This is a genomic window from Dongshaea marina (assembly GCF_003072645.1).
GTDB classification, from domain to species: domain Bacteria; phylum Pseudomonadota; class Gammaproteobacteria; order Enterobacterales; family Aeromonadaceae; genus Dongshaea; species Dongshaea marina.
In genome coordinates this window covers 3797726-3811109 of the sequence record NZ_CP028897.1, presented here as the reverse complement: position 1 = coordinate 3811109, position 13384 = coordinate 3797726, and the positions used below count along the sequence as shown (strand labels likewise).

Sequence of the window (13384 nt, the reverse complement as noted above, 5' to 3'; positions counted from 1 at the left end):
TTTTTTTCTCCAGATTATTAATGGACTGCTGGATCAGAGCCAGGCTGGTTGCTCTTTTTCATAGTCTTCAATCTTACCAGCATGCTCCAGGGTCATCCCGATACTATCCAGTCCATGCAGCAGGCGGTGGCGATGGAAGCTGTCGATCTCAAAAGAGTATTGCTCATCGCGGCTTTCGACCCGGCACTGCTCAAGACAGATTTCTATGCTCTCTCCCTGACTTGCTCTGTCCATCAACTGACTGACCGTATCCTCAGCAAGGCGGATCGGCAGCAGGCCATTGTTGATGGCATTGCCATAGAAAATGTCGGCAAAGCTTGGGGCTATGATGGCGCGAAACCCATAATCGCTCAGGGCCCATGGCGCGTGTTCACGGCTTGAGCCACAGCCAAAGTTTTCACCAGCCAGGAGGATACTGGCATTACGGTACTCTCCCTGATTGAGGATAAAATTCGGGTTTTCCTGCTCCCCTGCATCATCTTCAAAACGCCAGTCGTGAAACAGGTGTTGGCCAAAGCCACTGCGGGTGGTTTTCTGTAAAAACTGTTTCGGGATCAGCTGATCTGTATCTATATTGGCGATATTCAGTGGGGCTGCAATCCCCCGGTGTTGGGTAAAAGCTCTCATGCATGTTCCTTGAAAGTTCGGGTATCAACAAAATGACCGCGGATGGCTGCGGCGGCGGCCATTGCCGGGCTGACCAGATGGGTCCTTGCACCACGTCCCTGGCGTCCCTCAAAGTTGCGGTTACTGGTTGAGGCGCAGCGCTGGCCCGCTTCAAGGCGATCATCATTCATAGCAAGACACATGGAGCAGCCAGGCAGGCGCCACTCAAAGCCTGCATCCCTAAAGATCTGATCCAGCCCTTCGGCTTCGGCCTGGGCCCTGACCTTTTGCGAGCCCGGAACCACCAGGGCTCTCATCCCCTGGGCAACCTGTTGGCCTCGGGCGATGTTGGCGGCAGCGCGCAGATCCTCAATGCGGCTGTTGGTACATGATCCGATAAAAACGGCGTCCAGCTTGAGCTCTGATGGGCGCTGACCTGGCTTGAGCCCCATATAATCGAGGGCTTTTTCGGCACTACGCCGCTCGGTCTCATTTTTAAAGCTCTCAGGGTGAGGAACCGGCTCGTTGACACCTATCACCTGACCTGGGTTGGTTCCCCAGGTGAGCTGGGGCGCACACCCACTGATATCTATCGTCACTGAGCAGTCAAACCGGGCATCGGGATCCGAGTAAAGGGCTTTCCACTGTTCAACGGCCTGCTGCCACTGCTCACCCGCAGGAGCAAATTCGCGCCCTTTGAGATATTCAAAAGTGGTTTGATCAGGCGCGATAAGGCCCGCTTTGGCGCCGAGCTCAATTGCCATGTTGCACAGAGTCATTCGACCCTCAATAGAGAGATCTTCAATAACAGGGCCACAAAACTCGATGACATGGCCGGTGGCTCCCGCATGTCCGACACGAGCGGCAATCGCCAAAATAATATCCTTGGCTGAAAAATGCTCAGTGCGCTGTCCGCTGACCACAATCTGCATGGTTTTGGCTCTGGCCTGCTTGAGTGTTTGAGAGGCCATCACGTGCTCGACCTCTGAAGTGCCTATGCCAAATGCTAGGGCTCCAAAGGCGCCGTGGGTTGCGGTATGGGAGTCGCCGCAAACTATGGTGCTCCCGGGCAGAGTGAGCCCTAACTCGGGACCTATTACATGCACGATTCCCTGGTTGGGATGCCCCAGTCCGTATAGCGGAACCTTGAACTCCTTACAGTTAATCGCCAGGGCCCTGAGCTGGTGCTGCGCGGTCTTAGAGCAGGCACTAAGCTCCGGGCTTTGAGTCGAGGTGTTGTGATCCATGGTGGCCCAGGTCCGGTCGGGACGACGCAGTGGGCGGTTATGGGCCCTGAGTCCATCGAATGCCTGAGGTGATGTCACTTCATGCAACAGGTGGCGATCGATATACAGCAGCGGGGTTTCTCCCGGCTCGGCATGGACCAGGTGCTGATTATAGATTTTCTCGTACAGGGTTATGCCCATGATGACTCCTTAATCGCCTTGATGATTTGATCGCCCATCTGCCGGGTACTCAGGGGACTAGTGTTACTATCTGCAGATTGAAGATCGGCGCTGCGATAGCCCTGACTCAGGGTTTGGCTGACGGCCTGCTCGATGCATCTGGCTGCACCCTGTTGATCCAGGCTATGGCGCAGCATCATGGCCGCAGAGAGGATCTGTGCAACCGGGTTGGCGATCCCCTGGCCCGCGATATCGGGAGCAGAGCCCCCGGCGGGCTCATAGAGACCAAAGCCCTGCTGGTTAAGACTGGCAGAGGGAAGCATTCCCATGGAGCCGGTGATCATGGCCGCCTCATCGGAGATGATGTCCCCAAAAATATTGGAGCAGAGCAGCACATCAAACTGGGAGGGCTCACGGATGAGCTGCATGGTAGCGTTATCGATATAAATATGCTCAAGGGTCACATCCGGGTATTGAGTGGCGATATCGCAGACGACTTCCCGCCATAGGATTGAGGAGGCCAACACGTTTGCCTTATCGACCGATGTCACCTTGCCGCGACGTTTTTGCGCCGCCCCAAAGGCGACATGGGCGATGCGTTCTATCTCATAGCGGTAGTAGCGCTCGGTATCAAAGGCCTGATCACCATCGCGCCCCTTGGGCTCGGCAAAATAGATCCCGCCGGTGAGCTCTCGGACCACCAACATGTCAAAACCTGTGCCTGAGATATCGGCCCTCAACGGGGAGAAGCTCTCTAAACCTGAATAGATCCGGGCTGGGCGTAGGTTACAGAAGAGCTCAAAGTGTTTGCGAAGAGGCAGCAGGGCTCCACGCTCCGGCTGCTCCTCTGGGGGCAGGTGCTGCCACTTGGGGCCACCCACCGATCCAAACAGGATCGCATCGGCGGCTTCACATCCGGCAATTGTTTCCTGTGGCAGGGGAGTTCCGTGTTGATCGATCGCTGCACCACCGACCGCATACTGTTGGCACTCAAGCTTAAAGCCAAATTTTTGCTCAATGGCATCCAGCACCCCCAGGGCCTGCTCCATCACCTCGGGGCCGATCCCATCTCCGGGTAACAGGGCGATACGATAACTTTGACTCATGAGACTTGCTCCTCCATGGTGGGTTGGCTGGTGTTTTGTTTTTTCTGGTTGATCTGCTCTGCGTAGTAGATGCTATTGATGACATGAACCAGGGCATCGGCCGATGCCTGGATGATATCGGTGGCAAGGCCCATTCCATGAAAGACCTGACTTCCCCAACGGGCTTCGATATCCACCTGTCCGAGGGCATCCCGGCCTTCACCCTGGCTGGTGATGCTGTACTTCTCTATGGTGAGCTCATAACCTGTGATCCGGGTGATACACTGATAGATAGCATCGACCGGGCCATTACCGGTTGCCGCTTCAGTGATCTCTTGCTGGCCCAGCTGCATTTTGACGGTTGCGGTGGCGATTTCGCTGCCTGACTGAACCCCCAACTGTTGGATCTGATAGTGCTGAGGCTCATCGGCAAGGTTGTTGAAGAACAATAGGGCTTCGAGGTCGTAATCAAACACCTGACCCTTCTTGTCGGCCAGATCCAGGAAGGCCTGGTAAAGCTTGTCCAGATCATAATCGGTCTCTGAGTACCCCAGCTGCTGCATCCGATCTTTGATCACATGGCGGCCGGAGCGGGAGGTGAGGTTGAGTTTCTCCCGGGTCAGGCCAATGGATTCAGGGGTCATGATCTCATAGGTGTTTTGCGACTTGAGCATGCCATCCTGGTGGATCCCCGAGCTGTGGGAGAAGGCATTGGCACCGACGATCGCCTTGTTGGGCTGTACCGGCATGTTACACAGCTGGCTGACCAGTTTGCTGGTCCGGGCGATCTCCTGATGGTTGATCCCGGTATGAACACCCAGCCGCTTGGAGCGGGTATGGATGATCATCGCGGCCTCTTCCAAAGAGCAGTTACCGGCCCGTTCACCAATGCCATTGATGGTACACTCGATCTGCCTCGCTCCCTGGGTCACGGCGGCGATAGAGTTGGCAACCGACATCCCCAGATCGTTATGGCAGTGCACCGAGATGATACTGCGATCGATATTGGGGACCCGGTTAAACAGGCTGGAGATGATGGCTGAAAACTCATCCGTCAGGGTATAGCCCACGGTATCCGGAATATTGACCGTGGTGGCCCCGGCATCAATCGCCGCCTCTACCATGCGGCACAGCTGATCGATGGGGGTACGGCCCGCATCTTCACAGGAGAATTCCACATCATCGGTATAGCGACGGGCATGTTTAACCGCTTTGACACCCATCTCCAATACATCTTCAAAGCTGCGGCGCAATTTGCTTTCAACATGGATGGTACTGGTGGAGATAAAGGTATGAATGCGAAACTGCTCGGCCGGGCTCAGCGCCTGTGCGGCAACATCGATATCATGGGGCAGAGCACGGGACAGGGCACAGACCCGGCTATTTTTGATCTCCCGGGCGATGGTTTGTACCGATTCAAAGTCCCCGGGAGAGGAGACCGGAAAGCCAACCTCCATCACATCCACACCCAGTCGCTCCAGCCCCCTGGCGATCTGCAGTTTCTCTCTGACCGAGAGGCTGGCGGCCAAAGCCTGCTCTCCATCTCTTAAGCTGGTATCAAAAATGATGACCCGTTCGGACATGCTCCACTCCTTATTGGCTGCTATGTGCGGGCATAAAAAAACCCGCGTCTTAGCGCGGGTTTGGTCTCTTGCTTTGGCTATTTCACTCAGCTACAGACACTCCGCGCGATGGCCGCGATAAGTAGGAGTGCTAGGAGTGAAATAGTATTAAACATGGTTTATAAAGCTCTGAGATAACAAGACATATTTACTATCAGATATTTAGCCTCTGCCTGTCAATCTCTGGATGTGAGGATACATAAACGGCCTTTGAATAATGGTCTGCTCCACTCGCCAGTTAGTGTTTTTTATTTGGATCTTTGTCGAATTTCAAAGTAAATCTTGTCCCGGCTTCACTAATGAGTTATCTGAAATTTTATTTAGGTATGGGATCTGAATAGTTAAGACCTTTTGATCCTGAGTTGATGGAAATCAGCCGTAAGGTTAGTCCTAACAAATAAGTGAAGTTAAGTCTTATATATGTCGTCACAGACTGTCATAAAACGTATACAAAACACCTACATCCCCCTGGGATCAGAAGTGGATAAAATGAGCTTTAAACAGCTGTGGCATCACTCGAATCCATCAGTTTGAGATTAGAATATCTAGCGACAGAATCTGACGTCAAAGGGGGCGTAGCGGTTGTACTTTAGATTTAAGCTACCTAAACTGACACTATTCTGTAGCGATTTCCTGGCTTCGAAAGCTGTGAACAACCTCTGTGGCAGAGGGTGTTGTAATTAATGATGTCACTTTGAATGGTGGACTTATTTGACTTCATTTTTATAGCAACTTGTTATTTTTATTACCGTATCAATAGAGTTGCTTTACATAAAAAGATGAGTCTGGCATCGCATTTTCCGTAATACTTCTGAAACACATGGATCTTGTCTCAGATAAAACAATTGATATCTGCTGTCATGTGGGGGAGTGATTATGAATATGAATCGTCGCAAGAGCCTAAACCTGCTTGTGGTTGATGATCATGCGCTGATTGCTGATGGGATCAAAAATTTAATCGCACCCTACTCCGGAGTTGAGGTGGTTGGTCAGGTTGAAAATGGTTTAGATGCCTATGCAGCTTGCCGAGAGCTGGAACCCGACCTTATTTTGATGGATCTGAATCTTCCCGGAATGCGTGGCGTTGATGCGATTCGTCGTATTATTCAGCGCTGGCCAGAAATGCTAATACTCTGTATTACGGCGACAACGGAAGAGATTAAGGTAAGAGAGGCTTTAGAGGCGGGCGCTAAAGGCTATGTGCTAAAAAAGAGCACACAGCAAACGTTACTTGCGGCTATTGAAACTGTTGCGAAGGGCCAGGAGTTTATCGACCCCTCACTAAATATCGATTTAGTCACCTCTTCAACCTCAGAAGAGCGTGGTCTCTCTCCGGCTCTGACTCCACGGGAAACCCAGATACTCAAGCTTATCAGTGAGGGACTAAAAAACCGTGAGATCGCAGAGACCTTAGTGATCAGCCTAAAAACCGTTGAAACCCACAGGCTGAACTTAATGCGAAAGCTTGAAGCGCACAATGCTGCAGAGCTGGTTCATTGGGCGCGGCGAATCGGTGTATGAGGCTCCTTTGACTGTACACAGAAGTTGCGATGGAAAAATTCGCATGCCATGTTTGATCTACTTAAAAGTTGCAAGCTAGCTTCTGCTGCTGGAGCGAAGTGATCGCTCTCCTGTGAAGGCGTTACTTAGTAAGCCTGAGAACCGATTGAGATTAGGGTTTACACCCAGGGTCGATGATGCCGGTTATATAGATATAGATCGGAAATGTCGAGGCGGTCACGAGTCGAAGCTTCAGAGTTTGTCTGGATAGACTGAATTTCGATGGAGTGGGTTTATACTACAAGGGAGTGCTGAGCGTAAGAATGAAGCTAATCCCATACTATTTCCGACTGAGAGATAGCTTCATGCCTTGGTTGAATCTGAATTTGAGCAGATTGAGATAGTGATGAAACTTTCCTGGAAAGCCTCCTTTGTTACCCGCCTGACACTTCGTTTGATGATTATCATCGGTATTTTGTGGTGCATAGGCCAGTTTACGGCCATCTATAGCTATTACAATATTTATGGGTTTAAATGGGATCAATTGGAAAGATACAACCTGAAAGTAACCCTGCTTCAGGCCGAAAGAGAGAGTATTAGTTTTAAAAATGCTCAGATTGATATTCGTTATGTAGCTAGTATATGGCAGGATCTAAGGAAAAATCGTCAGTTCCAGTTACCAGATATCAAACCCGGGTCGATGCATATTTATCCGGATAAATTTGCAAAAAATCCCAGCTCTATGATGTCGAATGGTGCCAAGGCTCTTCAATTAATCGGTTTAACCTCTCCCAATGGTTATCTGGATGGTTTTATCTGGAGAAAAGATGAATGGGTGACGATTTACTCTTTTCTTCACGATGATGGGAAGTATCTGTCCCAGCGCCGGGCAAGCATCTATAAGCTGGTAAAGAGCCAGCCCAATTCTCAAGGATTTATTTGGGGTAATCCTTCATATAATCAGGATCTTAAAACCTGGTCTGTTCCTGTCGCCAGAGAGCTTCCGGATCAGGACGGGCATAAAATATTAATTGGCTTTACATTATCGCTGAGCGACTTTATCGATAAGCATACAACGCCAAGAAGTAGCATTACCAATGTAATTACAAATCAAAAAGGGAAAATCTTAACCCTTCTTAACTCATCACTCAATCAGAAAAAATATGATGAGTTATTACGTCATCATGATGAACCAGAGGATAGTTACTGGAGAACTGACAACTACCTTATCTCTCAAGCTAGCTACTACGGACCCCCGTGGAAGCTGGTACGCCTTGACTCAATATCAGATATAAAGTCCAGAGAAGTTGAGCACTTTTATGCTTATCTTCCATTTGGGATTATATCCCTGGCTATATTAGCGATTATATTATTATTAACTTTACAATATAGCCTGGCCAAGCCACTTAGAAAATTTGTAGGAATTATCAAGGCGACGGGGCCGGAGGATTTCAAATTCAGGCTGCCATACAATCGTCGGGACGAGCTCGGGATGATTGCTAAGGCCTACAATCAATTGTTGTCGACAATCGAATACAATTATCAGAACCTGGAGGCCCAGGTAGAGCTCAGGACCGAGGAGCTCAGGCATGCAAGGATTGCAGCAGAGAAGGCAAATGAACTCAAGAGTGAACATTTGACCATGATCAGTCATGAGGTCCGGACCCCACTCAATGGTATCATTGGGGCCCTGGATCTTATGGAGAGTAACCCTTACCAGGATAATATGAGATTGGTTCAAACGGCTCAGAGGTGCTCCCAGTCACTGCTCGAGATGATCAATAACCTATTGGATTTTAGGCGAATTGAAGAAGGGCAGATGCAACTCACTTTGAGTCAATGCACACTATTATCTTTAATTGATCAGGTCGCTCTGATGATTCTTCCCAGATTGCAGCACAAAAAGCTGGAGTTTGATGTGCTGATTGAAAAGGAGGTTCCCCATAGCCTGATGCTGGACTCATTAAGAGTTCGCCAGATACTGGTTAATCTATTAGCAAATGCGCTTAAGTTCACCGATGAGGGACGAATATTCCTTAGGGTCTCTTTTGAGCAGGAGTGGCTAAGATTCAGTCTTCAAGATACGGGAATTGGTATCACGAGTGAATCTCTGTCTCATATTTTTGAGCCTTTTGTACGCGAGCATTCCGACCGAGTCGGTACCGGGCTTGGGCTACCCATATCCCGCACTCTTGCTCATTTGATGAAAGGAGAGATTGAGGCTCAAAGTAAACTGGGAGTTGGATCTACCTTTACCCTTAAACTTCCAGTTTCACAGGCGCAGTATCCAACACTGTTTTCCGGAAAAATTAATGCGCCTCACTTTCTACATAAACAGCTTTGCATCTGGGGTTTTGAATGTGAACAGAGCAATCTTGAGGACTCTCCTCTTGCTGCTCCCGAGTATCGTTATCTACCAGGTGTCTTATGGAAGCGGCTACAACAACTCCTGCAGGGTGATATCGAAAAGGAGGATGATTTTCATGGAATACCTCTTCAGCCCTGGTCATTAAAAATATTATTGGTTGATGATGTTGAGAGTAACCGTGAGATTATCGGCCAGATGTTGGAATCATTTGGCAATCAAGTTGTGATTGCTTCCAGTGGTGAGGCCGCACTGGAAGCCGGAAATAAACATATCTTTGATCTGGTTTTGATGGATATTCGAATGGAAGGTATGGACGGTGTGGAGGCATTTCTCAAATGGACAAACGAGGATAGCCAGGTGTTGGACCCTGAGTGTCCAATCATTGCTCTTACAGCTAATACACTGCCTGAGGAGCAAAATCGAATTGCTCAGGCGGGTTTTTTTGATTATGTCACCAAGCCGGTCAATATGAGCAAGTTATCGCAGATTTTAGCTCAGGTCATTGATTTTCAACAGGAGCGAGGTGTAGAGCTGCTGCCTAATGAGAAACTGGAGCAACCTTTATTAAACATGCCTGCATTGATAGCTCGCGCGCGCAAGCAGTTGCTGATGCTTCTTCTGGAGTTAAGCCAGGCTCTGGAGTCAGCTGATTGGGATGAGTGTCGACATACGCTCCATGCGATGAAGGGATGTGCAGGGCAGGGTGGATATACGGAGGTCCAGGAGTATATTGAGATACTGGAGCGTCAGCTTCAGGTGGGCGATATCTTTTCGGTAACCGAACTTGAACTCTTGGAGTCCATGCTCAATGATATCTCAGACTAACTCCGCAGCGTGAAGGGAGCAACGGAGCACTGTGACAATTAAACACTCTGAATCAGTCGCTTCAAAGTAAGTAGATCATTCTGTGTGAGAGGGCTCCCTTTGAGTTGTTGTTGCTCCAGTTGCTCCGTAGCCTCTGAAACAAGGTTTAGGCCTCCGAGTGCAGCCGACCCTTTAATAGTGTGCAGGTGATCCATGAGCTCCTGTTTCTGTTGCCTGTCAAGACACTCAAGAGCCATGCCTAGCTGACACAGAAGATCTTGCTGTAATCTTTCGCTGATCTCGGGATGGTTTAAGTCCAAAAGGGTTTTCTCTAAGGCAGGAAAGGGGACTAATTCGATTCCTCGCTCCAGTTGTTCCTCAGTGGCATTCCTGATCTGTATTTCCAATTGTGACAAAGATAGGGGCTTTGTGAGATAGCCATCAAATCCGGCCTGCTTAATCTGTTGTTGTTCACTTGGATGGGTATTAGCCGTGACTGCTGATATGTAACATTCGGAATCCAGGATATCAGGCCCTTCTCTCCATCTTCGGACAGCTTCCAGTCCGCTCAGACCCGGCATTCGAATATCCATCAAAACCAGATCAAAAATATGCCTTTTGGCCAGACTCAGTGCCATAGAACCACTGGTGGCCGTAAAGACCTGATGACCCAGCTCCTCAATCATTTTCTGCATGATTTGGCAGTTGGTTTGAATATCATCGACCACCAATATTTTTAATTGCCACTGGAAGCTTGAAGGCTGAAAAAGACAGTGCTTATCAAGTGGCTTGAAAGATTTCTCCTTGAGTGATGTAAACAAGCGACCGGAAAGATACAGGTAGTCTGAGCGATGCAGATCACTCTCATTATCAGATATCGGTTGTAGCCCCCATAGCGCAAGCTGAGGGTGAAGTTGATCCGGGGCTCTAACTTCCATGGGAGGAAGAGAGATCTGCTCAATCTCATCCGGAGTTGGGAGAGTAATAGTAAATCTTGCACCTTCACCAGTGTCACTGACGAGCTCAATAGTCCCGGCCATCAACTTGACGAGTGTTTGGGTGATAGCCAGTCCTAAACCTGAGCCTTCGGCATCTGTGGTAGCTTGATGGTAGGGCTGGAAGATCTGTTGATGCAGATGCTGGGGGATACCTGGTCCTGAATCCTCGACTACAATCTTCAATTGTTGCTCGCAAGCATCGGCATAAAGGAGTATATAGCCGGAATCGGTGAATTTAACCGAGTTTCCTAAAAGGTTTACCAGAACCTGCTTGAGCCGAACAGGGTCAATATTGGCTTTTAAAGGAAAATTATTTGTAACCAGCATTTTGAGTTGAATATTTTTATCAGAGGCTTTATGAGATATGGTTAACATAGCCTGATCTAGAATAGAAAGAAGATCGGTTTTTTTTAAGGTCAACTGCATCTGCCCCGACTCAATTCTAGAAAAATCTAAAATATTATGAATAATCTCTAAAAGTCCATCGGAACACTGCATAGCAAGCTCAAGTAGCTCTTTTTGTGATGAATTCAGATCTGAGCGTCTCAGCAACTCCAAAGCCCCAATGATGCCATTTAACGGTGTTCTTATTTCATGACTTATTGTTGTCATGTGTTCACTTTTTCGCTTACTTTTCAAGTCAGACTTGAGTCTTTCATCGATTTGTTTTTGGGTATGCTTTTCAAGTGGAATGAAAAGAATCAGGATAAGAACAATCAAAATGATCATTCTCGTAATATGCTCCTTAGGATGTTCCTGAAAGGCAAACATATATGGAGTCGCGACATCAGGTATTACAATTTGCTGCTCAGTGCTATGGTTATCTTTACTTTTGGGTTTGTACTGAAAGACGCCCAGTAGATCAATAATGAAAAATATAACTAAAAGAAGATAGATGAATCTACTCCGCTTTGGAAATTTGTTCATTGAGACGATCCAGTGAGCCAGTACACAGTCAGCAAATTTTGTCAGATTGGCAAGAGCCCCGGCTTTTAGATTTATGCAGCTCACACCATCTAAGGTGAACACCTGATGGCCGGATAATGGCAAGTTTTCGACAATGGCGACATGATGTGAAAGCGGAGAGTTTGGATGACTCAGGCAAAATCCTGGAGAAAGCTTCAGCAGTGTTCTTTGGTGGTACTTCACTCGTGTCGAAAAGACAATGCAAAGCTTGATGTCTCAGGATACCCAGGGAGAGCTTATCAGGGAGAGTTCGGGCTGTGTATCGGGCTTTCACTGAGCTGGGGTAACCCGGAACCGGGGTTAATTAACCGTGCAACCCTATTGCTCGCAGCCAGTGAGCTCACTTTGGATCACTGTATTGGATATGAAGCTAACAGCTGGATGCTTTGGCAACGCTACTCTGAATCTTTAACAGACGCTGAGTTGTCCTCAGCTGTTGAATCTCAGTTAACCCTGACAAACTATCTTTCCTCAGGGTTAAACGGTGAGTTGGTTATCTCTGGTAGCGGTGCTTTAGAAATTATAAAACTGGCTTAAGGAGTCTGGATATGAAGTGGCTGGTTTTTTCACTGTCATGGTTTTTGATAAGTACAGTCTCAAATGCGGCACCTATTCAATGGCAAGGTAAGCCATTTTTTATGATTACCAGGGGGATGAAGCTCTCCTCATTATTGGAAGAGTTTGGTGCAAACTATGGTGTGCCAATGATAGTTAGCCCACAGGTTGATGATGTGTATGTTGGAACGATCAAGAATAAAAAGCCTGAACAAGTACTTGAGGAGTTTTCACATCTATATCACCTGGCATGGTATTTCGATGGTGAGTCTCTATACGTATATAAGAGTAGTCAGATCGAGAGTCGAGTCATAAGCCCTCAATTTATCTCCTCTCGTCAGATTGAAGGCTATATATCAAAAATGGGATTACTTGCGCCACGCTACTGTTCTCTCAATCGTGTTCCACAGGTCAATGCTTTAGAGGTGTCAGGTGTTCCTGTCTGTGTGGAGAGAATATACCAGCTCGCCGTAGGCTTGGATGATAAGGTTTTAGATCAGGCTCAAAGTAAAGAGACAATTCGGGTCTTTCCTCTGAAGTATGCTTCTGCGGCAGATAATATTTATCATTACCGCTCTCAGGAGGTTAAGGTCCCGGGGGTCGTGAGTGTGTTGCAACAGATGGGACAGGGACATTCTCTGCCCATTAGTGGCAAAAAGGGAGGGCCTGTATCATCAGGGGCAGCACTGCCCATTTTTTCTGCAGATCCCAGACAAAATGCTGTAGTCGTCAGAGATCGCAGGGCCAATATGCCTCTGTACAGAGATCTGATTGCCCAGCTGGACAAAAGACAGGTCCAGATCCAGGTGTCAGTTGAAATTATTGATGTGGATGCCGGTGATCTGAATAACCTTGGCATTGACTGGTCCGCTTCCGCAAAATTGGGGGGAGGTCGGGTTGACTTTAATGCGGGGCTAAGCCCTGAAGATGGTGGCTTTTCTACACTGGTCAATGACACCGGTAGCTTTATGGTAAAACTGAGCGCTCTTGAGCAACACTCCAAGGCGAAAGTACTTTCCAGGCCCTCCGTTGTAACCCTGAATAATGTCCAGGCCATTTTGGATCGTAACATCACTTTCTATACCAAGGTTTCTGGTGAAAAGGTTGCCAACCTGGAGTCGGTGACCACTGGCTCTCTGCTTAGGGTCACTCCCCGGTTGGTCGATGAAAATAAAAGTAAAAAAATTCTACTCACTTTGAATATTCAGGACGGGCGTCAGTTGCCTAAGAAAACAAGTGAGTTACCCCAGGTTCAAAACTCAGAGATAGCGACGCAGGCGACTCTCAAGCCGGGTCAGAGCTTATTACTGGGTGGTTTTGTCCAGGATGAAGATACTGAGGTTAAGCGTAAGATCCCACTGCTTGGAGATATTCCTGTCCTCGGCTACTTGTTCAGAAGCTCCGCACATACTCAGCGCAGTGTGATCCGGCTGTTTTTGATCAAAGCCTCACCAATCTATTTAGGGTGAGGGCT

9 protein-coding genes are annotated in these 13384 nt (G+C 48.3%); 4 read left to right on the top strand and 5 right to left on the bottom strand.

Translation table 11 applies throughout. From position 1 onward, the window contains the following. Window positions 1-33: 33 nt before the first annotated feature. From leuD to leuA, 4 genes are read right to left on the bottom strand one after another with little or no spacing between them, the layout of a single operon-like run. Window positions 34-627, bottom strand: coding sequence for a 3-isopropylmalate dehydratase small subunit (gene leuD, locus DB847_RS17835; RefSeq protein ID WP_108651923.1), 594 nt, complete (start codon window positions 625-627; stop codon window positions 34-36). Continuing rightward, on the bottom strand, window positions 624-2033 hold the full coding sequence (gene leuC, locus DB847_RS17830; RefSeq protein ID WP_108651922.1) for a 3-isopropylmalate dehydratase large subunit: 1410 nt from the start codon (window positions 2031-2033) through the stop codon (window positions 624-626). The genes leuD and leuC overlap by 4 nt, the downstream gene beginning before the upstream one ends. After that, a complete protein-coding gene (gene leuB, locus DB847_RS17825; protein WP_108651921.1) occupies window positions 2024-3118 on the bottom strand; it encodes a 3-isopropylmalate dehydrogenase in 1095 nt (364 codons plus the stop codon). Before leuB ends, leuC begins: the two co-directional genes overlap by 10 nt. Continuing rightward, window positions 3115-4680 carry a 2-isopropylmalate synthase gene (gene leuA / locus DB847_RS17820; protein ID WP_108651920.1) on the bottom strand — a complete coding sequence of 522 codons (1566 nt, stop codon included), beginning with the start codon at window positions 4678-4680 and terminating at the stop codon, window positions 3115-3117. Before leuA ends, leuB begins: the two co-directional genes overlap by 4 nt. Window positions 4681-5595: 915 nt before the next feature. Between leuA and DB847_RS17815 the strand changes: the two genes are divergently transcribed. After that, on the top strand, window positions 5596-6240 hold the full coding sequence (locus DB847_RS17815; protein ID WP_108651919.1) for a two component system response regulator: 645 nt from the start codon (window positions 5596-5598) through the stop codon (window positions 6238-6240). Between the two features lie 385 nt (window positions 6241-6625). Then, entirely contained in the window at window positions 6626-9412 is a 2787-nt protein-coding gene (locus DB847_RS17810) for a two component system sensor kinase (RefSeq protein ID WP_159084724.1), read from the top strand. A 38-nt stretch (window positions 9413-9450) separates the two neighbouring features. Here the strand turns inward: DB847_RS17810 and DB847_RS17805 are convergent, their stop codons facing one another. Further along, window positions 9451-11538: an ATP-binding protein gene (locus DB847_RS17805; protein ID WP_159084723.1), complete on the bottom strand. Its 2088-nt coding sequence runs from the start codon at window positions 11536-11538 to the stop codon at window positions 9451-9453. A 162-nt stretch (window positions 11539-11700) separates the two neighbouring features. On the opposite strand from DB847_RS17805, the gene DB847_RS24510 reads away from it, so the two are divergent. Together DB847_RS24510 and DB847_RS17795 are read left to right on the top strand one after the other, a co-directional pair. Next, window positions 11701-11892, top strand: coding sequence for a hypothetical protein (locus tag DB847_RS24510; protein ID WP_159084722.1), 192 nt, complete (start codon window positions 11701-11703; stop codon window positions 11890-11892). An 11-nt stretch (window positions 11893-11903) separates the two neighbouring features. Then, window positions 11904-13379 (top strand): EscC/YscC/HrcC family type III secretion system outer membrane ring protein, encoded by a 1476-nt coding sequence (locus tag DB847_RS17795; RefSeq protein WP_108651915.1) that lies wholly within the window; start codon window positions 11904-11906, stop codon window positions 13377-13379. Window positions 13380-13384: the final 5 nt, after the last annotated feature.

Bases quoted from the DNA above. Each gene is read 5' to 3' on its own strand.
- leuD (WP_108651923.1), bottom strand. From the start codon at position 627: ATGAGAGCTTTTACCCAACACCGGGGGATTGCAGCCCCACTGAATATC.
- leuB (WP_108651921.1), bottom strand. From the start codon at position 3,118: ATGAGTCAAAGTTATCGTATCGCCCTGTTACCCGGAGATGGGATCGGC.
- DB847_RS17815 (WP_108651919.1), top strand. From the start codon at position 5,596: ATGAATATGAATCGTCGCAAGAGCCTAAACCTGCTTGTGGTTGATGAT.
- DB847_RS17810 (WP_159084724.1), top strand. From the start codon at position 6,626: ATGAAACTTTCCTGGAAAGCCTCCTTTGTTACCCGCCTGACACTTCGT.
- leuA (WP_108651920.1), bottom strand. From the start codon at position 4,680: ATGTCCGAACGGGTCATCATTTTTGATACCAGCTTAAGAGATGGAGAG.
- leuC (WP_108651922.1), bottom strand. From the start codon at position 2,033: ATGGGCATAACCCTGTACGAGAAAATCTATAATCAGCACCTGGTCCAT.
- DB847_RS17795 (WP_108651915.1), top strand. From the start codon at position 11,904: ATGAAGTGGCTGGTTTTTTCACTGTCATGGTTTTTGATAAGTACAGTC.